The sequence below is a fragment of the Streptomyces sp. MJM8645 genome (genome assembly GCF_001625365.1).
In the GTDB taxonomy this organism is placed as follows: domain Bacteria; phylum Actinomycetota; class Actinomycetes; order Streptomycetales; family Streptomycetaceae; genus Kitasatospora.
Genome location: NZ_LJJF01000001.1, coordinates 6710795 through 6730193, shown reverse-complemented (window position 1 = coordinate 6730193; position 19399 = coordinate 6710795). Strand labels below are relative to the sequence as shown.

Below are 19399 nucleotides of genomic sequence, written 5' to 3'. Positions count from 1 at the left end.
CCTCTCTACCGCTGGGCGGCGGCCGCCGCCACCGCCTTGGACCAGAGCGCCAGCGCCTCGTCGACCTGCCCGGCCGTGACGGTCAGCGCCGGGATCATCCTGACCACGTTCAGGTGGACGCCGCAGATCAGCAGCAGCAGGCCGAGGTCGGCCGCCGCCTGCTGGGCGCGCTTGGCGGTGTCCGGGTCCGGGGAGCCGTCCGGGTGGCAGAACTCGTTGCCGATCATCAGCCCGAGGCCCCGGACGTCGGCGACGCCCGGCGCTCCGGCGGCGACCGCCCGCAGGCCGTCCAGCAGCCGCGACCCCTGTTCGGCGGCGTTGTCGACCAGTTGCTCGTCCCGGATGACGTCCAGCGTGGCCAGCGCGGCGGCGCAGGCGACCGGGTTGCCGCCGTAGGTGCCGCCCTGCGAGCCGGGCCAGGCCCGCCGCATCAGGTCGGTCGGCGCGGCGATCGCGGACAGCGGGAAGCCGCTGGCCAGGCCCTTGGCGGTGATCAGGACGTCAGGCACCACGCCGTCGTGGTGCAGGTGGGCCCAGAACCGGCCGGTGCGGCCGAAGCCCGTCTGGATCTCGTCGACGACCAGCAGGATGCCGTGCCGGTCCGCGCGCTCGCGCAGCCCGGCGAGGAACCCGGCGGGCGCGGGCACGTAGCCGCCCTCGCCGAGCACCGGTTCGACGAACATGGCGGCGGTCTCGGCGGGGGCGCTGACGGTCGCGAGCACCTGGTCGAGCCCGCGCAGGGCGTGCTCCACGGCCTGCGCCTCGCTCAGCCCGAGGCTCAGGCCGAGCCGGAAGGCGTCGGGGAACGGCGCCACCGCGACACCGGGCATCACCGGGCCGATGCCCGCGCGGAAGCGGCTGCCGGCCGTGGTGAGCGCGGCCGCGCCCATGGTGCGGCCGTGGAAGGAGCCCTCGAAGACGATCACGTTCTGCCGGCCGGTGGCGTGCCGGGCGAGCCGCAGCGCCGCCTCCACCGCCTCGCTGCCGGCGGTGGCGTAGAACAGCGAGTCCAGGCCGGGCGGCAGCACCTCGCCGAGCCGCTCGGTGAGGGTGAGCAAGGGGTCGTGCAGCACGGTGGTGTACTGGCCGTGGATCAGCCGGCCGGCCTGCTCGCGCACCGCCTCGACCACCCGCGGGTGGCAGTGGCCGGTGCTGGTCACCCCCACGCCGGAGGTGAAGTCGAGGTAGCGGCGGCCGTCGGCGTCGAAGAGGTGGAGCCCTTCGCCGCGGGTGGCGACGACGGGGGTGGCCTGCTTGAGCACCGGGGACAGCTGGGACACGAGGTCCGCCTTCCATGGGTCTGGGGGTACGGGTCGGTGGGGGCGCGGCTCACGGGGCGCGGCTCACGGGGCGCGGCTCACGGGGCGCCGGCGCGGCGGACGGATCGGTACGGCGGACGGGGGTCGGTCCTACGGACGGGGGTCAGTGCGGCGGCGCGACGGGCGGCAGGTAGCCGGCCTCGGCGGCCCGGGTGAGCGCGGCCGACCACCACTGCGGGGTGGGCTCGGCGAACCGGACGCCCAGCCGGTCCAGCACGGAGGTGGTGTACGCGCGGTCCACGAGGACGTTGCGCTCCTCCTGGAGGGACCACGCGGCGGCCAACCCCGCCGCCGTCGGGTGGTCGCGTTCGGCCCGGGCGATCGCCGCCGCGAAGGCCTCGTCGTCGGTGAGCCGGACGGGGTGGCCGTGGCCGGCGAGCCAGCGGACGAGTTCGTCGTGCGGCGTCTCGTGCGGGCTCTCGACGTGGTAGGCGCCGGGCGCGGCGTACGGGTCCAGCGCGATCGCGGCGATCCCGGCGGCCACGGTGTCGACGTAGGAGAACGCGTAGGTGGTGCGCGGCCGGCGCGGGGCGGCGCCGGCCAGCAGGTAGCCGCGGATCAGCTGGTAGATCCGGTTGTCGCCGATGTTGGCCTGGAAGGCGCCGGTCCGGCTGTGCGCCGCGATGTGGCCGCTGCGGTACAGGTAGGCGGCCCGCCCGGTGGCCGCCCAGGCGCGGACGGTCTGCTCGGCGGCGAACTTGGTCCGCTCGTACGGGGTGCGGAAGTGCTGGCCGATCCGCAGGTCGGCCTCGCTGAAGCGGCGGGGCGGGCCGTCCACGCCGCCCGCGACGGCGAGCGTGGAGACGTGGTGGACGCGGGCCGCCGGGGCGTGCTCGTCGATCCAGTCGAGCAGCCGCCGAACCGCGGTGTGGTTGGTCCGCTCCAGGTCGTCGGGCGAGGCCACCAGCCGGACGTCCGCGGCGGCGTGCACGACGAGCTGCGCGCCCCGGGCCCGCGCCAGTCCGGCCGGGGACAGGCCCAGCCCCTCCCGGTCGATGTCCCCGGCGACGACCTGGATCCGGCCGTCGTCGGCGCCCGCGCCCGCGCCGACGCCCGCGCCCAACCGCCGGACGGCACCGGCGTCGTGCTCGGCCCGGACCAGGCAGGTGACGTGGGCGCCCCGCTGGACGAAGGCGTCGAGCAGGTGCCGCCCCAGGTAGCCGGTGGCGCCGGTGAGCAGCACCCGGGCGGGTTCGCGCACCATGGTACGGGCCGCCGGTACGGCGGGTGCCCGGGTGCCGGGGTGGAGCAGCTGGCCGGAGGTCGACAGCGGCGCCCGGACGGGCCGGGCGGCGGTACCGGCACCGACACCGGCCTCGACACCGGCCTCGGCACCGGCCTCGGTGGCCACCGTCCCGGCGAACGCGGCGACGATCCGCTCGGCGGCGGGGTGCGGCAGGCCGGGCCACCCGTACACCAGGTCGGCGACCAGTCGGTTCTCCACGATGCGGGCGGTGAGCCGCAGGTCGTACAGCGGGTCTCCGCCGGTGCAGCGGGCCACTCCGGCCTGCTCGTCCGCGACGGTCCAGTCCAGTGCGGGCTCGTCGGGCAGCCGGAAGGTGCCGAGGAAGTTGAACCCGGCGGCGGGGCGGGTGCCGGGTGCGTCCATCGCCTGGACGGGGGCCTCGCGCAGGCGCTGCGCGGCGCCCTCGGGTCCGGCCGACGCCTCGACCACCAGCCGTTTGACGGCGGTGAACCAGCCGACGGTGTCCAGGAATTCGCCCGGATCGCCGGCGGCGTCCCGGCCGTGGGTCTCCACCTCGACGGGCAGCCGCGGGTGGCCGCTCCAGCCGGTGACGGCGTCGGCGAAGGCGGCCAGCAGGAAGGCCTCCAGGCCCGTCCCGCCGCCGTGGCGGCCGACCAGCCGGGCGGTGCCGTCCTCGTCGAGCGTCCAGCCGACGGCCGCCGGCTGCGCGCGGACCACGGACTCCGGCGCGGACGCCGGCACGGACGCTGCGGGAGGCGGCACCGACGCCGGGGGCGGCGGCGCGGCGGCGGCCCACTGGTAGAAGTCCGGGGTCGGCGGCAGGTCGGCCGGCTTCTGGTCGAGCACCGCCCGGTAGGCGTGGGCGAGGTCGTCCAGCAGGATGCGCCAGGACAGCCCGTCGACCACCAGGTGGTGCGCGATCAGGGCGAGCCGGTCGTCGGTACCGGGCGGGCCGGTGAACAGGTGGGCGCGCAGCAGCCGGCCGGCCAACGGGTCGAGGCTGCGGTGGAGTTCGGTGCAGACCCCGGCGATGGTCTCGGCGATCGGGGCCGTCCCGCGCGGGATCCGGGAGAAGGACAGCGGGTCGAGGTCGGCCACCGGCCGGGGTGCGTCGTAGCCCTCCGGCGAGACGGGCCGCCGCAGCGCCGGGTGGCGTTCCAGGACGGCCGCGAGAGCGGCCGAGAGCACGGCCGGGTCGACGGCCGTCCGGCAGCGCAGCAGGACGGACTGGTTCCAGTGCCGCAGGTCGTCGACGGCCTTCTGGCGGTACAACCACCTTTGGGCGGGCGCGAGTTGACTCCCCTGGTCGCCGCTTCCGGCCCGCCCGGCCGGAGCGGCGGCCGGAACCGGAACGGCTGCGGCGGCCGCGGCCGCGGCCAGGCCGTGCGCGGTCGGGTGCCGGTAGAAGTCGTCGTAGTGGACGCGCAGGCCCGACCGGCGCAGGAAGGCGACGGTGCGCATGGCGAGGATGGAGTCCCCGCCGAGGTCCAGCACGTCGGTGTGCGGCCCGACCCCGGGCAGGCCCAGTGCGGCCGCCCAGAACCCGGCGATCGACCGGGCCAGCGCGTCCCCGTCCGACGGCGGCCCCGACTCCGCCCGGGCCTCGACCAGTTCGGCGACCAGCTCGGCCAGCCGCTCCCGGTCGAGCTTGCCGTTCGGCCCGACCGGGAACTCCGGCAGGGTCAGGATCGGCTGCGGCACGGAGTAGCCGGGCAGTCGGTCGCGCAGGTAGGAGCCGATCCCGGCCAGCCCGGCGCCGTCGGCCGACAACCGTACGGCGGCCAGGAGTTGGTTCCCCACGGCGGTCTCCCGGACCAGCACCGCGGACCGGGCGACGCCCGGGAAGTCGTCCATCGCCCGCTCGATCTCGGCGAGGTCGACCCGGTAGCCCCGGATCTTGACCTGGCGGTCCACCCGGCCGAGGAAGACCAGGCTCCCGTCCGCCCGGCGGCGGCACAAGTCGCCGGTGCGGTACATGCGTTCACCGTCGTGGCGGACGAAGCCGCGCGCCGTCTCGGCGGGCCGGCCGAAGTAGCCGGCGCTGACGCCCCGGCCGCCGATCAGCAGCTCCCCCACCGCGCCGTCGGGCACCGGCCGCCCGTCGCCGTCCAGCAGGGCGAGCCGCACCTCGCCGATCCCGGTGCCGATCGGGACGGTCGGCTCCTCGGCCGGCAGCTGGCGGGCGGTGGCGGCGAGGAAGCAGGTGGCGCCGACGGTCGTCTCGGTCGGGCCGTAGTGGTTGACGAGCCGGGCGGTGACGCCGGTGTCGAGCAGGGCGGCCGCGAGCGGGCGCGGCAGCGCCTCACCGCCGAGCAGCACGGTGTGCAGGGGCGGGGCGTCGCCGGGCCGGCCCTCCAGCAGGACGGTCAGGTGCGAGGGGGTGGTCTTCAGCACGGACACCCCGGCGCGCCGCAGCGACGCCCAGAACGCCTCCGGGTCGCGCACCTCGCCGTCCGGCACCACGTGCACCGAACCGCCGACCGCGAGGGCCAGCAGCCAGGCGGTGTGGCCGAGGTCGGCGGCCAGCGTGGTGACGTGCGCGACGCACGGGGCGTCGGCCGCGGTGAAACCCAGCCGGTCGGCCAGCGCCCGCGCGTAGTGCACCGCGTTGGCGTGGGTGACGGCCACCGCCTTGGGCTCGCCGCTCGACCCCGAGGTGAAGGACAGGTACGCGGGGTCCTCGGCCGCACCGAGCATCAGCTCCTCGGCCCCGCAGAGCATGAGGTCACCGGCCCCGCCGGGCACGAGGCCACCGGTCGTACCTAGCGCGCTGCCCGGTGCGTCGGGCAGGCCCTCGGGCCCGGCCAGCCGGTCGACGTCCACCACCTCGGCCGGATGGCCCTCCGGCCCGGGGAAGGCCGCCTCGGTGCTGAGCACCCGGCCGATCCGGACGGCCGCCAGCCGCCGGGCGAGGTCGGCCGCCGACCAGTCCGGGTCGGCCATCACCGCGGCCGCGCCCGAGCGCAGCACGCCGTGCAGCAGCACCAGCATGCGGGCGTCCCGGGGCCCGAGCAGGGCGACCCGGTCGCCCGGGCCGGTGCCGGACGCGGCCATCCGGGCCGCGATCCGGCCCGCCGCGGCGTCGAGGGTGCGGTAGTCGAGGGTGCGGTCGCCGTCGGTCAGGGCGGTCCGGTCCGGGTGCTCCCGGGCGAGCCGTAACAGGAACCCGGAGAGCGACCGGGTGGGCGACGCGGCCTGGTTGGACGGCGTGGACGGTGTGGACGGCGTGGACCGGACGTGCTGCGTCGCGAAGGTCACTCCGGCTCGCCTCCCGTCCGGGCCGCCCGCCCGGCGCGGACCGACCCGGTCGCGTGCGGGTCCGCGAGCCGGGGGTCACCCGCGAGGAACGCGTCCAGGCGGGGCCGGTCGGGCAGGCGTCCGGCCAGCTCCCAGGCCAGCATGCGGTGCAGGCCGTCGATGTGGATCAGTCCCTCCCGAACCAGCAGGTCCGTGTAGTCGGAGTGCTCGACCGCACCGGTGCTCAGGTAGACGGGGGTGAACGGGGCCCACCGCAGCAACCGGAGCTTGGCGGCGCAGACCGGGTTCGCGGCCGACCAGGCGGCCTCGTCGGAGCGGATGCGCTCGGCCGCCTCGGCCACCGTCAGGCCGGAGCGGGGCACGAGTTCACGCGCGCCGCCCTCGCTCAGGTGCCAGGGCAGGACGACGCCGAGGACGTCCGAGCGCGAGAGCCGGACGCGCCACCAGCCGCCGGGGATCCGGCCGGCGCGTTCGACGTTCTCCTCGCCGTCCCGGTTGCTGTTCGCCTCGTGGGTGCGCTCCACCGGGTGGTCCCGCAGGTAGGCGTGGTGGACCTCGGCGTAGGCGACGGCGGTGACGATCTCCACGCGGTGCTCCTCAGACAGTTCCGATCAGGCTGTTCCGATCAGACGGTTCTCGCCGGACGGTTCTCGCCGGACAGTTCCGGTCAGGCGGTTCCGACGTACTCGGTGAAGTGCCGTTCCGCGAACAGCTCCGGCCACCGGCCCTCCGCCAGGCCGAGTTCACGGGCCCGGGTGAGCATCAGCCGCCAGTGCGGCTTCACCGGGCGCCAGCGCGCCCCCACCTGGCAGTAGGACGCGTCGATGAAGTACCGGGGCCTGCCCGGGCCGTCCGGCGCCGGTCTGCGGGTGTGGAACAGCGCCGAGTTGAGCAGCACCGTGGAGCCGGGCGGCAGCCGGTCGATGACCACCTCGCCGGGCAGTTCGGCGGTGCCGTGGTGGGCGTACGCGGTCTTCCCGACGGTACGCCGGTGCGAGCCGGGCAGGACGGCCAGGCTGCCGACCTTCTCGTCCAGGCCGCCGAGGTAGTGCAGCGCGTGGACCATCAGCAGCGACGGGTCGGCGCGGTCGTTGGGCTCGCAGTCGTGGTGCCAGGCCTTGCCGGGGATCCCCGGGGCCTGGCGGTCGCTGTGCAGGTGGTGGAAGACGAAGGACGGCCCCATCAGACCGGACAGCGTCCGCAACAGCGGTGGGTGGGTGAGGAGTTCGCCGTGGGCCGGCAGTTCCAGCTCCAGCACCGGGGGCGGGCCGTGCCGGGCGGGGTCGGTGCAGGCGGCGATCGAGCGGGCCCGTAGGCCCTCGTCCACCCAGCGGTCCACCTCGGGGGCGAGCCTGGCCCCGAGCGGCTCCGGCACCAGGCCGGGCAGGACCAGGTATCCGGACTCCAGGAACTGGCGGTGTTGCTCGGTGTCTAGGGCTTCACGCCCTCCGGAAGTCTGCGTCACCGAACCGGCCCCCTCCTTCCGGATGACGGGTCGCACAGTCGGGCACGGCGGATCGGACCTGAACAGGTTCGGGTTCTATGAAACGCACGGGATCATCCAGACCTCGGGTGGCGCCGGGTTCGTCCATCGTCGCCACAGCTGACACACGTTCACCACGAAAGGGCACGAGTTGATCACGCAAGGTAGTCCGCTGAGGAGTATGAACCGTTGATCGTGTCCACCACAAGACCACCGCCGACTCCTGGACACCTTCCCGCCACCGTGACGTTCAGCTCCAGCCACCAATCGACCCGTTCCCCACCCGAAACTCCGGACCCATTGCGCCCCGGTGATTCGCCGCTGGCACAGCGGATGCGGCACAGTGACGTCATGAGCGGCGACACCAGGAGTCACGAGAGCGCCGGGCGGGGCCCCGTGACCAGGCGCCGTCCGGTCCAGCAGCGCAGCCAGGAGCGGTACGGCCGGATCCTCGACGCCTGCGCCGGGCTGCTCGACGAGGTCGGCGCCACCGCGCTCACCACCAAGGAGGTCGCCCAGCGCGCCCAGGTACCGATCGGCACCCTGTACCAGTTCTTCGCCGGCAAGGAGGACCTGCTGGCCGCCCTCGCCGGCCGCAACCTCGACCGCTACCTCCAGCGGCTCGACCACCGGCTGGCGACCGCCGCGCCCCTCGGCCCGGCCGGGTTCACCGACCTCGCGGTGGAGGAGTTCGTCGCGATGAAGCGCGCGGTGCCCGGCTTCGGCCAGCTCGACTTCGGCCTCGCCGACGCGACCGCCCCCGCCGGGCTGCGGGACGACCGGCACCTGCTCGACCCGAGCGTGGACAACAACACCGCCGTCGCGCTGCGCCTCCAGGCGCTCGGCGGCGAGGTGTTCGCCACCGGCGACCCGGCGGCGCTCACCCTCGCCCTGCGGGTCGCCCTGGAGGCCGCCGACGCGGTGCTCAAGCTGGCCTTCCGCGGCGATCCGCAGGGCGATCCGGCACTGATCGCCGAGTGCAAGCGGCTGGTCCGCGGCTACCTCGCGGAGCAGCCGCCCGCCGGCTGAGACCGGTCCCCGCACGCCCCTCGGGTCCCGCCCCGCTCCCGCGTCCCGCCCGCCCGCGCCGTTGCGAGCCCGCCGCCGCCGCAGCACAGTGGAAGGCGGAACGGCCGCGGAGGCGGCCGCCACGACCCGAGGAGCAGACCATGCACGCAGCGGTAGGTGACCAGCTCCACATCCACAGCAGGTCGGTGGGCATGACGGACCAGAAGGGCGAGATCGTCGAGGTGCGCGGCACCGACGGCGAACCGCCGTACATGGTCCGTTTCGAGGACGGCCACGAAGGCCTGGTCTACCCCGGCCCCGACTGCAACATCGAGCACCGCCCAGCGGACCGCTGACCGACTCCCCCGCCGCCCCGCCCCCACCCGGGCGAGGTGGTGAGCAGCGGTGACCGCCCCCACGGCCCCGCTGCCCGGAACGCTCGCCGGGCTCGCCGGGCTCGCGCCACTGCTGGACCACTACGGGTACCTCGCGGTGGCGCTGCTCGTGCTGCTCGACAACTGCGGCATCCCGGTGACCGGGCAGACCGCCTTGGTGCTCGCCTCCGTGTACGCCGGCACCGACACCGGGTAACCGGGCAGCCAGGCCGCGCAGCCGGGCAGCCGGCCCATCCGGGTGGCCGCGCGGCTCAGCGCAGCGGGAACACCTCGAACGACGCCGCGAACCGCACCCCGAGCCGGCCGCCCGCTCCCCGCCCGGCCCCCTCCAGGAACTCGCGCGCGTCCGCCATCGCCCCGCCCAGCCCGGCCAGGTACGCCTTGTGCTCCTCCAGCGAGGCCACGCCCAGGTCGAAGTGCTCGGTGGTGTCCACCGCGTGACCCGACTCCGGCGAGGCCGCCGCCCACACCTGCCGGACGCCGTTCCACGGCTCGTGGCCCTCGGCCAGCAGCTCCCGGAACACCCACCGGTTGCCGGCGTCCCGAGCCGCGTCCAGGGCGGCCCGCCCGACCGCGATGTGGTCGGCCTGGTTGGGGACGGTCCCGCCGTAGGTCTCCCGGAAGTTGCTGGTGATCACGATGTCCGGCCGGTGCCGGCGCACCGCCCGGGCGATGTCGCGGCGCAGCGGCAGCCCGTACTCCACCGTCCCGTCCGGATGCCCGAGGAACTCGACCACGTCGACGCCGACCACCCGCGCCGAGGCGATCTGTTCCGCCTCCCGCAGCGGCCCGCACTCCTCGGGGTTCATCGAGTCGATCCCGGCCTCGCCGCTGGTGACCATCACGTAGACGACCTTCTTGCCCTGCGACGTCCACCGCGCGACGGCCGCGGCGGCGCCGTACTCCATGTCGTCCGGGTGGGCGACGACGGCCAGCGCGGTCTGCCAGTCCTCGTCGACGGGCTGGTAGGGCTCGACGGCCTGCTCACTCATGGTGCTCGTCCCTCTCGGTGCGGCTCACAGTCGCATGGTCATACGGTCGTTCCGCAGGCGACTCTAGAAGACCCCCACACCCACACCCCGTCGGACACCCTCCCGGGCCGGCCGGGTTGCCCCTGACGCACGGGTCAGGGGTTAGCGTCCGGGCACCTGCGGCGGATCGGCCGCCGCGTCGGTTCTGGAGGAGTGCTGCGATGACGCTGCCCACGACGGCCCGGGTCGTCCGGTTGGTCACCGAGCCGGGCGGGTTGCCCGGGCCCGGGGACTTCGCGGTGGTGGAGGAGCCGTTGCCGGCGCCGGGGACGGGCGAGGTGGTCGTCCGCAATCGGGCCTTCCTGGTCTTCCCGGGCCTGCGCACGCTGATCGGGGGCGAGCTCACGGGGGCGCCGTTGCCGGCGATCGGGCCCGGGGACGCGCTGTACGGGCCGGCCCTCGGGGAGGTGCTGGCCGCTCCGGCGGGCGGGCACCTTCGGCCGGGCGACCTGGTCACCCACCTGCGGGGGTGGCGGGACCTCGTGGTCGCGGACGCCGCAGGGTTCACTCCGGTCGACCCGGGGTTCCCGGACCCGGTGGCGCTGCTCTCCCCCGGCACGGCCGCCTACGGCGGGCTGACCCGCAGCGCCGGGGTACGCCCGGGGGACGTGGTGCTGGTGACCGGCGCGGCGGGCGCGGTCGGCACGCTGGCCGGGCAGGTCGCCCGGCTGCTGGGCGCCTCCCGGGTGATCGGCACCACCGGCTCCCCCGCCAAGGCGAAGCGGCTCACCGCCGAACTCGGCTACGACGCGGTACTGGTGCGCGGCGAGCGGCCGTTCGCCGCGCAGCTGGCCGAGGCCGCGCCGGAGGGCGTCGACGTGCTGCTGGACCTGGTCGGCGGGGAGCAGCTGACGGCCGCCGTCGACGCGGCCCGGCCGGGGGCCCGGTTCGCCCTGGTCGGCGCGCTGTCCGGGCAGTTGGCACCGGAGCGGCGGGGCGGCAGTTCGCCGGCTCTGGTGGACAGCTTCCGGGCGATCATGCTGGGCCTGACCCTGCGCGGCTTCACCGGCGTGGACCACCCGGACCTGGAGGCCGAGTGGCGGCAGCGGTTCGGCGGCTGGCTGCGCACCGGCGAGATCGTCTTCCCGTCGACGCGGGTGGCGGGCATCGACCAGGCGCCGCAGGCGTTGCGGAGGTTGTTCGACGGGGACACCTTCGGGGCGACGATCGTCGACCTCGCATAGCACCGAGGAGGAACGGCCATGCGGATCGGGGACGCGGCGGCAGCGGCGGGCACCACGCCCAGGGCACTGCGCTTCTACGAGCAGCGGGGGCTGCTGCCGCCGCCGCCCCGGTCCGCCTCGGGCCAGCGCGAGTACGGGCCGACCGAGGTCGCCCGGGTGCGGGCGATCCGCCGGCTGCTGGCCGTCGGGCTGACCGTCGACGACCTGGCCAGCCGCCCGCACCGCCTGGACCTGCTCACTGAGGAGCCGCCGCGCCGCTGCTCGGACTCCCCCGGCCTGGAGACCTTCGCCCCGGTGGTCACCGCCCGGCTCGCCGCCCTGGACGCCGAGATCGCCCGGCTGACCGCCCTGCGCGAGCGCCTCGCCCGGCACGTCGCCGCCGGGGGCGCGGACCTGCCGGGCTGACCCGGTCCACCATCCGGAACACGGCTCGCCCGGAACACGGCTCGCCCGGAACGCCGCGACGGGGGAGGCGCGGCGTTCCGGGCGAGGTCTGCGGGGGGAGCTAGCCGGCGTCCGGGGCGAGTCGGCCGTCGAGGGGCTCGGGGTGGGGCTCCGGGGCGGGCCAGCCGATCCGGGTGGCGCAGAGCGAGACGACCGCGGCGGAGACGGCGACGGCGGCCATGCCCCACACCAGGCTGGTGGCGTCGGCGATGAAGCCGATCACGGCGGGCCCGGCGAGCAGCCCGGTGGTGCCCATCGCGGCGACCAGGGAGAGCGCGTCCGAGCCCTGGCGGGCCGCGGCGACGTAGACGCACGGGGTGACCGCCGCGACGCCGAGGCCGACGCAGGCGAAGCCGATCAGGGTCGGCACGACGCCGCCGACGAGCAGGGCGAGGGCCAGTCCGGCGCCGGCCAGCAGGCTGCCGGTCCGCACGATCCGGCCGTCGCCGAAGCGGGTGCGCCAGCCGTCCGCGAAGATCCGGGCGAGCACCATCATCACCGAGACGACGGCGATGCCCAGCGGGGCGAGCCCGGCACCGGCGTTCACGACGTCCTTGAGGTAGAGCGCGGACCAGTCGTTCATGGCGCCCTCGGTGACGGTGCCGAACACCATCGCCAGGCCCATCCAGAGGGTCGCCGCGGCCGGGAGGGCGAAGCGGCGGCGGTCCTTCTTCGCGGCCGACGCCTGCTCCTGGTCCGGTTGCTCCTGGTCCGGCCCGTCCTGCGCCGCGGCCGGCGCGTCGTCCGTGAGCAGTCCGGGCCGGGCGGCCACGACCAGCACCGCGAGCAGCGCGGCGGCGACCCCGAAGTGCACGGCGAGCGTGCCGGTGAAGGCGGTGACGCCGGAGGCGAGCAGCGCGGCGAGCAGCGAGCCGGCGCTGAAGGTGGCGTGCAGGCGGGACATGGTGGTCCGCGCGTAGCGGGCCTCCAGCGCCGCGCCCTGGGCGTTCATCGCGACGTTCAGGCAGCCCACGGCGACGCCGTCGCAGAACAGCACCAGCAGGGTGAGCGGGTAGTCGGGCACCACGGACAGGGCGACCAGGACGACGCCGAGGGCGAGCGCGGAGAGCACGGACAGCAGGCGGGAGCCGAACCGCCGCATCAGCACCGCGACCAGCGGGAAGGACACCGCCGCGCCGACCCCGCAGGTCATCAGCAGCAGGCCGATCTGGGCCTCGCCGAGGTCGAGCCGGGCCTTCAGTGCGGGGATCCGGGAGACCCAGGTCGCGTACTGGAATCCGAGCAGGAAGAACAGTGCGGCGATGGCCAGTTGGGACCGGCGGAAGTCGTCGCGAACGGGGGACATGTGCATCAGCCCACTTCGGCTCTGGGTGGGAACCCGAGGGACGGGTCGGTGGAGGGGGTCAACGCCTGGACGACGACCGGGACGGCGACCGGGGCCGGGGCGGCGGCCGGGCTCAGCGGCATCGCCATGTAGAGCGCCTCGGGGCCGTAGCTCCCGGGCAGTCCGATCTCGGGGCGGGCGCGGTAGCCCAGCGGGGCCCACACCACCTGCGAGCCGCGGACGGCGACCAGGGACATGGTGCGGTAGCCGCGGGCCCGGGCGGTCTCCTCCAGGCCGCGCAGCATCCGGTGGGCCAGGCCGCGGCCGCGCAGGTCCTCGGCGACGACCAGGTCGTGGAGGTGCATGTTGGTCGCGCGGACGCCGCCGGCCTCGGCCCGGCTGAGGTCGGGGCACTGGAACAGCGGGTAGGGCAGGGCCAGCAGGTAGCCGCCGAGGCCGCCGGCGTGCTCCAGGACGAAGCAGGTGTCGGGCGAGGCGCGGTGGCGGGAGCGCAGCGCCTCGCGGCCTTCGGACAGGCCGCTGGCGGCGTAGGCGCGCTCCTCCAGCGCGACGACGCCGTCCCAGTCCTCCTCCTGGAGCAGCCGGATGCTCAGGTCGGTCATCTGCCGCTGTCTCCGTCCGGGCCGCCGGCTCCGCCGATGCAGGTGTAGGGCAGCGGCTCGAAGCCGTTGAACCCCTGGGTGGTGTAGGCGGTGGCGTAGGCGCCGCAGGAGTGGATCCAGACCGGTTCGCCGGAGGCGATCGCGCGCGGGACGCGGACCAGGCCGTCCTCCTGGGCGTACGCGTCGTCGCTGTCGCAGGTCGGGCCGGCGACGACGGCGTTGACGAACTGGCCGCCGGGGTGGGTGGGGAATTCGAGCCGGTACTGGAGCTCGTCCATCTCGTACAGGCCGTTGAACTTGCCGCAGCTCAGGAAGAGCCAGTCCTCGCGGGTGCCGTCGAGCTGGTGCCGGGAGGAGAGCCGGGCGACGTGGGCGCGGATGGCGCCGTGGTCGGCGACGAGGTGCCGGCCGGGCTCCAGCAGGAACTCCAGCGGCGCGGCGTTGACGGTGCGCAGCCGGTCCATGCCCTCGCGGATGACCGCGAACATCTTGTCCAGCGGCGGGTCGAGCGGGCGGCCGTGCCGGTCCAGGACGCCGAGGGCGGGCAGGCCGCCGCCGAGGTTGATCCGCTGCGGGGTGATGCCGCGCCAGTTGAGCGCCTCCAGGACGGCGGCGAGCGAGTCCACGGCGGCGCCCCAGGCTTCGGCGGTCATCTGCTGGGAGCCGACGTGCACGGAGAGTCCGGACGGGGTGAGGCCGGCCGAGCGGGCGGCGTCCAGGACGCGCAGGGCGTCCTCGGGCGAGCAGCCGAACTTGCGGCTCAGGCCCCACAGGGCGCCGTCGCCCGAGGTGGCGACCCGGCAGAACACCCGGGAGCCGGGGGCGTGTTCGGCGATGGCGGCGACGTCCTCCAGGCTGTCGGTGGCGAAGTCGCGCACGCCCAGCCGGTAGGCCTCGGCGATGTTGCGGTCGGACTTGATGGTGTTGCCGTAGTGGATGCGGTCGGGGCTCACCCCGGTGCGCAGGGCCTGGGCGATCTCCTGGGGGCTGGCCGCGTCGAAGCCGGAGCCGAGGGCGGCGAGGCGGCTGAGCACCTCGTCCACCGGGCAGGCCTTCATGGCGAACCGGACGGTGACGTCGGGTAGTTCGCCGATCAGGTCGGTGTACTGGCGCTCGATGCCGTCGAGGTCGTAGATGATCCGGTCGTCGGTGGCGGCGGCGAGGGCGGCGCGGAGCGCCGTCCGGTCGTGCGCGGCCGGGTCGGGCGCGACGCCGGTGTGGGCGGTGGTGTGGTGCGCCGGGGCGCGGTGGGCGATGGTCTGACGTTTCACGAATGGCTCCCGGTGCGGCTACCGCGGCAGCCGGTCGGCGGGCGTGGCCTTGCTCGCCCGCATGAGCGGACCCCACGCGTCGATCAGCAGCGCGAAGTCCTCGATGTCCGCCTGCGCTTCGTCGAGCAGACGCGCCCGCTGGGGCGCCAGGTGGTCGGCGAACTCGGCGTACTTCCCGCCGAGTTGCCGGTAGCAGTGGTCCAGCGCGTCGAGCCGTCGGTGGTTCTCCGCGCGGTCCGTCGCGGCGCTGCGGCGGGCGGAGTCGGCGATGACGTCGGCGCGGATGTGGTGCGCCTCGTCGAGGAGGGCCCCGCGGGCCGCCTCCATCTCGGAGTAGACCGGGTAGAGGTAGAGCATGGAGAGCAGGAACTTGGCGTAGCGCAGCTGGTAGGCAGTGAAGCCCGTGCCGGTGCGACGTTCCGGGGTGTAGTAGTTGACGATGTGCCGGTTGTGGACGACGCCGGGCAGGGTGGCGTCGCGGACGAGGTGCAGCAGGAAGTAGTCGCTGCCGATGGTGGCGGTGGCGGGCGGCAGCGGGACGCGGTCGTAGACCTCGTGGTCGAGGGCGACGTTGCACATGTCGATCCGCCAGATGTCGGGCAGGTCGAGCACGGCGCGGTCGCGGCGGAACGGGTCGGTGCCGCCGCCGGTGAAGGAGTCGGCGACGAGTTCGCGGCGTTCCTGCTCGCTCGCGCCGGTGGGCGCCCAGAGCGCGACGACCTGGTGGTAGGCGTCCGGGTCGAGTTCGCGGATCTCGCCGATGTCGACGGAGAGTTCACCGATGAAGGAGCCGCCGACCAGGGCGACGGGCTTGTCGGCGTGCACCGGGTCGAGGGTGACCTTGGTGACGGCGGCGGCCGCGTCGGCCGCCTTGAGGCCGAGCGTGGCGAGCTCGCGCTCGATCGGGAACACCGGTTCGCCGTCGAGCAGTTGGTACGCGCTGTCGGAGTCGCGGCGGTGCACGGAGGCGCAGCCGAGCGCACCGGCGAGCAGGAACGCCCGGTTGGTGCAGGCGCCGTAGGAGACGGCGTCGGGGAGCATCAGGTCGAGCAGTTTGTCGCCGAGCGGCCCGTCGGGGCCGGCGGCGCCGGAGCGCTCGATCACGTCGCGCAGGAAGGCGCGTTGGGCGGCCTCGTCGAGGTGGTGGACGACCACCTCCCCGGCCTCGAAAGCGGCACCAGAGCCGACACCGGGCGCAGCACCGGACCCGGCGGCGGGCAGCGCGGCGACGGCCTCGGCGTGCCGCCGGTAGGTGGCCGGATCGGCGGAGTCCAGGATCAGCAGGTGCACCCGGACGCCGAACCGCCGTGCGGCGTAGGCGGCTTCGGCGCCGATCGCCGCGATGGTGGCCGCGCACTCGCGGTTGGTGGGCAGGGTCAGGCAGACGGCGCGCATGCCGGCTCCCCCGTGGACTCGGCGGGCTGCGGGGCGGGCCGGTCGTCCGTGGACTCCGGGCCGTGCCAGGAGCGCAGGCCGAGCAACCGCTCGCCGAGTTCGGTGAGTTCGGCGGGCCCGTAGCGCAGCGACTCGTGGCGGGTCGCGTCGCCGACCAGGGTGCGGTTCCAGTCCGGGGTGGCGAGGGTGCGCCAGGACTCCACCCGGGAGCGGCGCAGCTGCGCGGCCTCCTCCAGCGCGGGCATCATCGACAGGTACTGCACGGCGCGGACGCCGTTCTCGGAGGTGTTGCGGGCGACGCCGTGGGCGAGCAGGCCGTTCCAGATCAGCAGGTCGCCGGCCTTCAACTCGGGCCGCACCACCGGGAACTCGGTGCGGTCGACGTCCGGGCGGATCGGGTCGCGGTCGGCGGCCTGGGCGGCCTGCCACTCGTTGAAGCGGCGGAACAGCTCCGGGTTGCACTGGAAGCCGCCGTGGTCGGGCCGGGTGTCGTCGAGCGCGATGATGCCCTGGACGCGCTGGGGCAGCATGCCCTGGGTGGTGTCGACGTCCCAGTGCAGTTCGATGTCGAAGCCCCGGTCGGTGGGCTCGATCAGCGCGCGGTCGCGGTTGCGGATGTTCGGCGGGTTGAGGTTGAGCCGGTCGAGGGTGACCCAGAGCTCCTCGCAGTCCCAGACGTCGACGAAGGCGTCGTAGACCCGTCGGGCCTGTCTGCTGTCCCAGATCAGCTGGTGGTGGTAGGCCTCGACGAAGCCGTAGATGTGCAGTTCCCGGTCGAGTTCGTCGCGGTGGTCGCATTCGCGGTACCAGTCCTCGGGGCGGTCGGGCGAGAGGCCCTGGAAGTCCCAGGCGAAGTCGAGCAGGCGCCGTGCGGCCTCGGCCGGGATGGCCTCCTTGACCACGATGTAGCCGTAGGTCTGCCAGAACGCGAAGTCCTCCTCGGAGAGCACCCGCAGCGGACGCTCCTTGCGGACTTCGCGCAGCGCCGTGCGCGCGAGGTAGCTCTCCCCGTCCTCGCTGAAGTAGGGGCGCGCCGAGGCGGCTCGGTGCAGATATCCGTCAGGGCTCGGCATGGGCAGTCACTCCATGGTTCGTAGTCGACGCAGCGCTTCCTGGACGCACAGTGCGGGCACGGCGAGCCGACGGCCCGTCACCGGCCGTGCGTGGAATTCAGCCCGCGGACCGCATGCCGTCCGCATGCGCTCCACCTCGCCCGGGCCCCGGCCGTGCAAGGTTCCGCCACGTCAGAGGGCCAACTCGCCGGTCCGGCAAGGCCCCTCACCCTGCCTCAGCCCTGGCCGAACCGCGCCCCTCATACGTTGGACTAGACCAACTAATGGTGTCAACCCTCGACGGCTGGTTACCAATAGGGAAATCCCTGCAGTTCAGATGGCCCCTTGGGGTTCGCTTTATGTTTCGGAGAGTGACATAAGCCGGAGTATGTTTCGAGAATTGACATACCCGGGCGTGAACCAAAACGAGTTCCCCAGCGTTGCGCCCTGACCTTCGCGCCGTACGTTGGGCCTATGGCACACCGCCCCGCCGCCACCCGGCTCACCCCGCCGGGCTGGCTGACCGCGAGCCTGCGCCCCAAGGCCGCGCCGGTCCCCTGGGCCGCCGCCGCCCGGGCCTCGGTGGCGCTGGCCGCGCCGCTCGCGGTCGGCACGGCCACCGGCCGCCCCGGGTACGGCGCGCTGGTGTCGATGGGCGCGCTGTCCGGGGTCATCGGGGACACCGCGGACGCCTACCGGATGCGGGTGTTCAACATCGCCGTGCCGCAGCTGTTCGGCGCCCTCGGGGTCCTGCTCGGCACCCTGGTGTACGGTGCGGGCTGGACGGCCGTCGCCGTGCTGACCGCCGTCGCCCTGGTCTCCGGCATGATCTCCTCGATCGGCGCGGTCGCCTCGGTGTCCGGACTGCTCCTGCTGCTCAACGCGGTGGTCGGCGCCGGACTGCCGCTGCCCTCCCCCTGGTGGGCGCCGCCCGGACTGCTGCTGCTCGGCGGCCTGTTGGTGCTCGGCCTCACCCTGCTCGCCTGGCCGCTGCGCGGCGGCGCGCCGGAGCGCTCCGCCGTGGCCGGCACCTACCGGTCGGTCGCCGCCTTCCTGGAGGCCGCCGGCACCCCCGGAGCCGACGACGCGCGGCAGGCGCTCACCCAGTCGCTGAACCAGTCCTACGACCTGCTGCTCGCCCGCCGGGCCCGCCGGCACGGCCGCTCCCCCACCCTGGTCCGGCTGCTCGCCCAGCTCAACGCCGCCATCCCGGTGGTGGAGGCCGCCTCGGCGGCGCAGCTGCGCCCGCGCGAGTACGGTCCGCTGCCGCCCGCCTACCCGGCGGCGGTGCGCGAGCTGGCCGCGGCCGTCGAGCGGGGCCGCTCCGGATCGACCCCGCCGCCCGGACTGCCCGATCCGGCCGGGCCGTCCACCCGCGCCCTGGTCGCCGCGATCGGCCACGCCCGGGCCGTCGCGCACGAGCCCGCACCCGACCCGTACGCCGACGGCGACCCGCTCGGCCGGCCCGCCGCGCTGCGGGTCCGCACCCGCCGGGCCGCCCACGCGCTGCTGCTGTCCGGCGCGTCCTGGCGGTACGGGCTGCGGCTGGCCCTGTGCATCGGCCTCGCCCAGATCCTGGTGTCGGTGATCGCGGTGCCCCGCTCGTACTGGGTGTCACTGACCGTCACCTTCGTGCTGAAGCCCGACTTCGGCTCGGTGTTCTCCCGGGCGGTGCTGCGCGCGCTCGGCACCGCCGCCGGGCTGCTGATCGCCATCCCGGTGCTGGCCGAGGTGCCGCACGGCTGGTGGGACGTGCCGGTGATGGCGGCGCTGGCGGCCCTGATCCCGGTGCTGTCGGCGAAGGGGTACGCGTTCCAGACCGCGGCGATCACCCCGGTGATCCTGCTGCTCTCCGACCTGCTCAACCACCGGGGCTTCCACCTGGTGCTGCCCCGGCTGTACGACTCGCTGATCGGCTGCGGCATCGCGCTGCTGACCGGCTACCTGCTGTGGCCGGAGTCCTGGCACACCCGGATCGGGGAGCGGCTGGCCGACGCCGTCGCGGACTCCGCCGCGTACGTCTCGCTGGCCTTCACCACCGGGCCCGGGGCCGACCAGCCGGCCCGCGCCCGGTACCGGCGGCGGCTCTACCGGGACCTGTCCGCCGTGCGCAGCGAGTTCCAGCGGGCGCTCACCGAACCGCCGCCGGTCGGGGCCCGGGCCGAGGCCTGGTGGCCGCTGGTGATCGCGGTCGAGCGGATCGTGGACACCACGACCGCCACCCGGGTCCGGGTCGAGCACGGCGCTCCGGCGCCGTCCCCGGCCGAGGTCGGCGCCGTCGTCCGGGAGCTGTCCGACCTGGCCGGGGCGCTGCGCAGCGGCGGGCCGCTGCCCGAGGCCGGGCCGGACGACCTCCGGCCCGACTGCGCGCTGGGCCGGCTGCACCGCGAGGTGCAGGCGGCGCGGGCGGTGGTGCCCGCCTGAGGGCCGGGCCGGCCGGGGCC

General features: G+C 75.0%; 16 protein-coding genes. 6 read left to right on the top strand and 10 right to left on the bottom strand.

The genetic code is table 11. From position 1 onward, the window contains the following. Window positions 1-5: 5 nt before the first annotated feature. From A6F73_RS28595 to A6F73_RS28580, 4 genes are all read right to left on the bottom strand, one after another. The gene (locus A6F73_RS28595; protein ID WP_063350406.1) at window positions 6-1280 is read right to left on the bottom strand and encodes an aminotransferase class III-fold pyridoxal phosphate-dependent enzyme; all 1275 of its coding nucleotides are present in this window, start codon (window positions 1278-1280) and stop codon (window positions 6-8) included. Between the two features lie 142 nt (window positions 1281-1422). Further along, window positions 1423-5784 (bottom strand): non-ribosomal peptide synthetase, encoded by a 4362-nt coding sequence (locus A6F73_RS28590; protein WP_079136093.1) that lies wholly within the window; start codon window positions 5782-5784, stop codon window positions 1423-1425. Further along, entirely contained in the window at window positions 5781-6371 is a 591-nt protein-coding gene (locus tag A6F73_RS28585) for a DUF6309 family protein (RefSeq protein WP_079136091.1), read from the bottom strand. The genes A6F73_RS28590 and A6F73_RS28585 overlap by 4 nt, the downstream gene beginning before the upstream one ends. An 80-nt stretch (window positions 6372-6451) precedes the next feature. Further along, complete coding sequence (locus A6F73_RS28580; RefSeq protein WP_244293533.1) at window positions 6452-7249, bottom strand: phytanoyl-CoA dioxygenase; 798 nt, start codon at window positions 7247-7249, stop codon at window positions 6452-6454. A 369-nt stretch (window positions 7250-7618) separates the two neighbouring features. On the opposite strand from A6F73_RS28580, the gene A6F73_RS28575 reads away from it, so the two are divergent. The 3 genes from A6F73_RS28575 (at window position 7619) to A6F73_RS28565 (ending at window position 8866) form a co-directional block, all read left to right on the top strand. After that, a complete protein-coding gene (locus A6F73_RS28575) occupies window positions 7619-8296 on the top strand; it encodes a TetR/AcrR family transcriptional regulator (RefSeq protein WP_063350405.1) in 678 nt (225 codons plus the stop codon). Between the two features lie 140 nt (window positions 8297-8436). After that, a complete protein-coding gene (locus tag A6F73_RS28570) occupies window positions 8437-8631 on the top strand; it encodes a DUF1918 domain-containing protein (RefSeq protein WP_063350404.1) in 195 nt (64 codons plus the stop codon). A 49-nt stretch (window positions 8632-8680) separates the two neighbouring features. Then, the gene (locus A6F73_RS28565; RefSeq protein ID WP_063350403.1) at window positions 8681-8866 is read left to right on the top strand and encodes a hypothetical protein; all 186 of its coding nucleotides are present in this window, start codon (window positions 8681-8683) and stop codon (window positions 8864-8866) included. A 55-nt stretch (window positions 8867-8921) separates the two neighbouring features. Here A6F73_RS28565 and A6F73_RS28560 read toward each other — a convergent pair whose 3' ends face one another. Then, on the bottom strand, window positions 8922-9662 hold the full coding sequence (locus tag A6F73_RS28560) for a PIG-L family deacetylase (RefSeq protein ID WP_063350402.1): 741 nt from the start codon (window positions 9660-9662) through the stop codon (window positions 8922-8924). Between the two features lie 200 nt (window positions 9663-9862). On the opposite strand from A6F73_RS28560, the gene A6F73_RS28555 reads away from it, so the two are divergent. Then, complete coding sequence (locus A6F73_RS28555; protein WP_063350401.1) at window positions 9863-10885, top strand: NADP-dependent oxidoreductase; 1023 nt, start codon at window positions 9863-9865, stop codon at window positions 10883-10885. 18 nt (window positions 10886-10903) lie between these two features. Continuing rightward, window positions 10904-11290: a MerR family transcriptional regulator gene (locus A6F73_RS28550; RefSeq protein ID WP_063350400.1), complete on the top strand. Its 387-nt coding sequence runs from the start codon at window positions 10904-10906 to the stop codon at window positions 11288-11290. A 100-nt stretch (window positions 11291-11390) separates the two neighbouring features. Here the strand turns inward: A6F73_RS28550 and A6F73_RS28545 are convergent, their stop codons facing one another. The 5 genes from A6F73_RS28545 to A6F73_RS28525 form a co-directional block, all read right to left on the bottom strand. Then, window positions 11391-12635, bottom strand: coding sequence for an MFS transporter (locus A6F73_RS28545; RefSeq protein WP_063351624.1), 1245 nt, complete (start codon window positions 12633-12635; stop codon window positions 11391-11393). Between the two features lie 5 nt (window positions 12636-12640). Beyond that, window positions 12641-13237 (bottom strand): GNAT family N-acetyltransferase, encoded by a 597-nt coding sequence (locus A6F73_RS28540; protein WP_063350399.1) that lies wholly within the window; start codon window positions 13235-13237, stop codon window positions 12641-12643. Continuing rightward, complete coding sequence (locus A6F73_RS28535) at window positions 13234-14376, bottom strand: type III PLP-dependent enzyme (protein WP_244293730.1); 1143 nt, start codon at window positions 14374-14376, stop codon at window positions 13234-13236. Before A6F73_RS28535 ends, A6F73_RS28540 begins: the two co-directional genes overlap by 4 nt. Before the next feature lie 150 nt (window positions 14377-14526). Next, on the bottom strand, window positions 14527-15903 hold the full coding sequence (locus tag A6F73_RS28530; RefSeq protein WP_063350398.1) for a DUF6271 family protein: 1377 nt from the start codon (window positions 15901-15903) through the stop codon (window positions 14527-14529). Beyond that, window positions 15885-16976, bottom strand: coding sequence for a YbiU family protein (locus tag A6F73_RS28525; RefSeq protein ID WP_063350397.1), 1092 nt, complete (start codon window positions 16974-16976; stop codon window positions 15885-15887). Before A6F73_RS28525 ends, A6F73_RS28530 begins: the two co-directional genes overlap by 19 nt. 453 nt (window positions 16977-17429) lie before the next feature. On the opposite strand from A6F73_RS28525, the gene A6F73_RS28520 reads away from it, so the two are divergent. Next, complete coding sequence (locus A6F73_RS28520) at window positions 17430-19379, top strand: FUSC family protein (RefSeq protein WP_063350396.1); 1950 nt, start codon at window positions 17430-17432, stop codon at window positions 19377-19379. The last annotated feature ends 20 nt before the right edge of the window (window positions 19380-19399 follow it).

Bases quoted from the DNA above. Each gene is read 5' to 3' on its own strand.
- A6F73_RS28575 (WP_063350405.1), top strand. From the start codon at position 7,619: ATGAGCGGCGACACCAGGAGTCACGAGAGCGCCGGGCGGGGCCCCGTG.
- A6F73_RS28570 (WP_063350404.1), top strand. From the start codon at position 8,437: ATGCACGCAGCGGTAGGTGACCAGCTCCACATCCACAGCAGGTCGGTG.
- A6F73_RS28560 (WP_063350402.1), bottom strand. From the start codon at position 9,662: ATGAGTGAGCAGGCCGTCGAGCCCTACCAGCCCGTCGACGAGGACTGG.
- A6F73_RS28555 (WP_063350401.1), top strand. From the start codon at position 9,863: ATGACGCTGCCCACGACGGCCCGGGTCGTCCGGTTGGTCACCGAGCCG.
- A6F73_RS28550 (WP_063350400.1), top strand. From the start codon at position 10,904: ATGCGGATCGGGGACGCGGCGGCAGCGGCGGGCACCACGCCCAGGGCA.
- A6F73_RS28545 (WP_063351624.1), bottom strand. From the start codon at position 12,635: ATGTCCCCCGTTCGCGACGACTTCCGCCGGTCCCAACTGGCCATCGCC.
- A6F73_RS28540 (WP_063350399.1), bottom strand. From the start codon at position 13,237: ATGACCGACCTGAGCATCCGGCTGCTCCAGGAGGAGGACTGGGACGGC.
- A6F73_RS28530 (WP_063350398.1), bottom strand. From the start codon at position 15,903: ATGCGCGCCGTCTGCCTGACCCTGCCCACCAACCGCGAGTGCGCGGCC.
- A6F73_RS28525 (WP_063350397.1), bottom strand. From the start codon at position 16,976: ATGCCGAGCCCTGACGGATATCTGCACCGAGCCGCCTCGGCGCGCCCC.
- A6F73_RS28520 (WP_063350396.1), top strand. From the start codon at position 17,430: ATGGCACACCGCCCCGCCGCCACCCGGCTCACCCCGCCGGGCTGGCTG.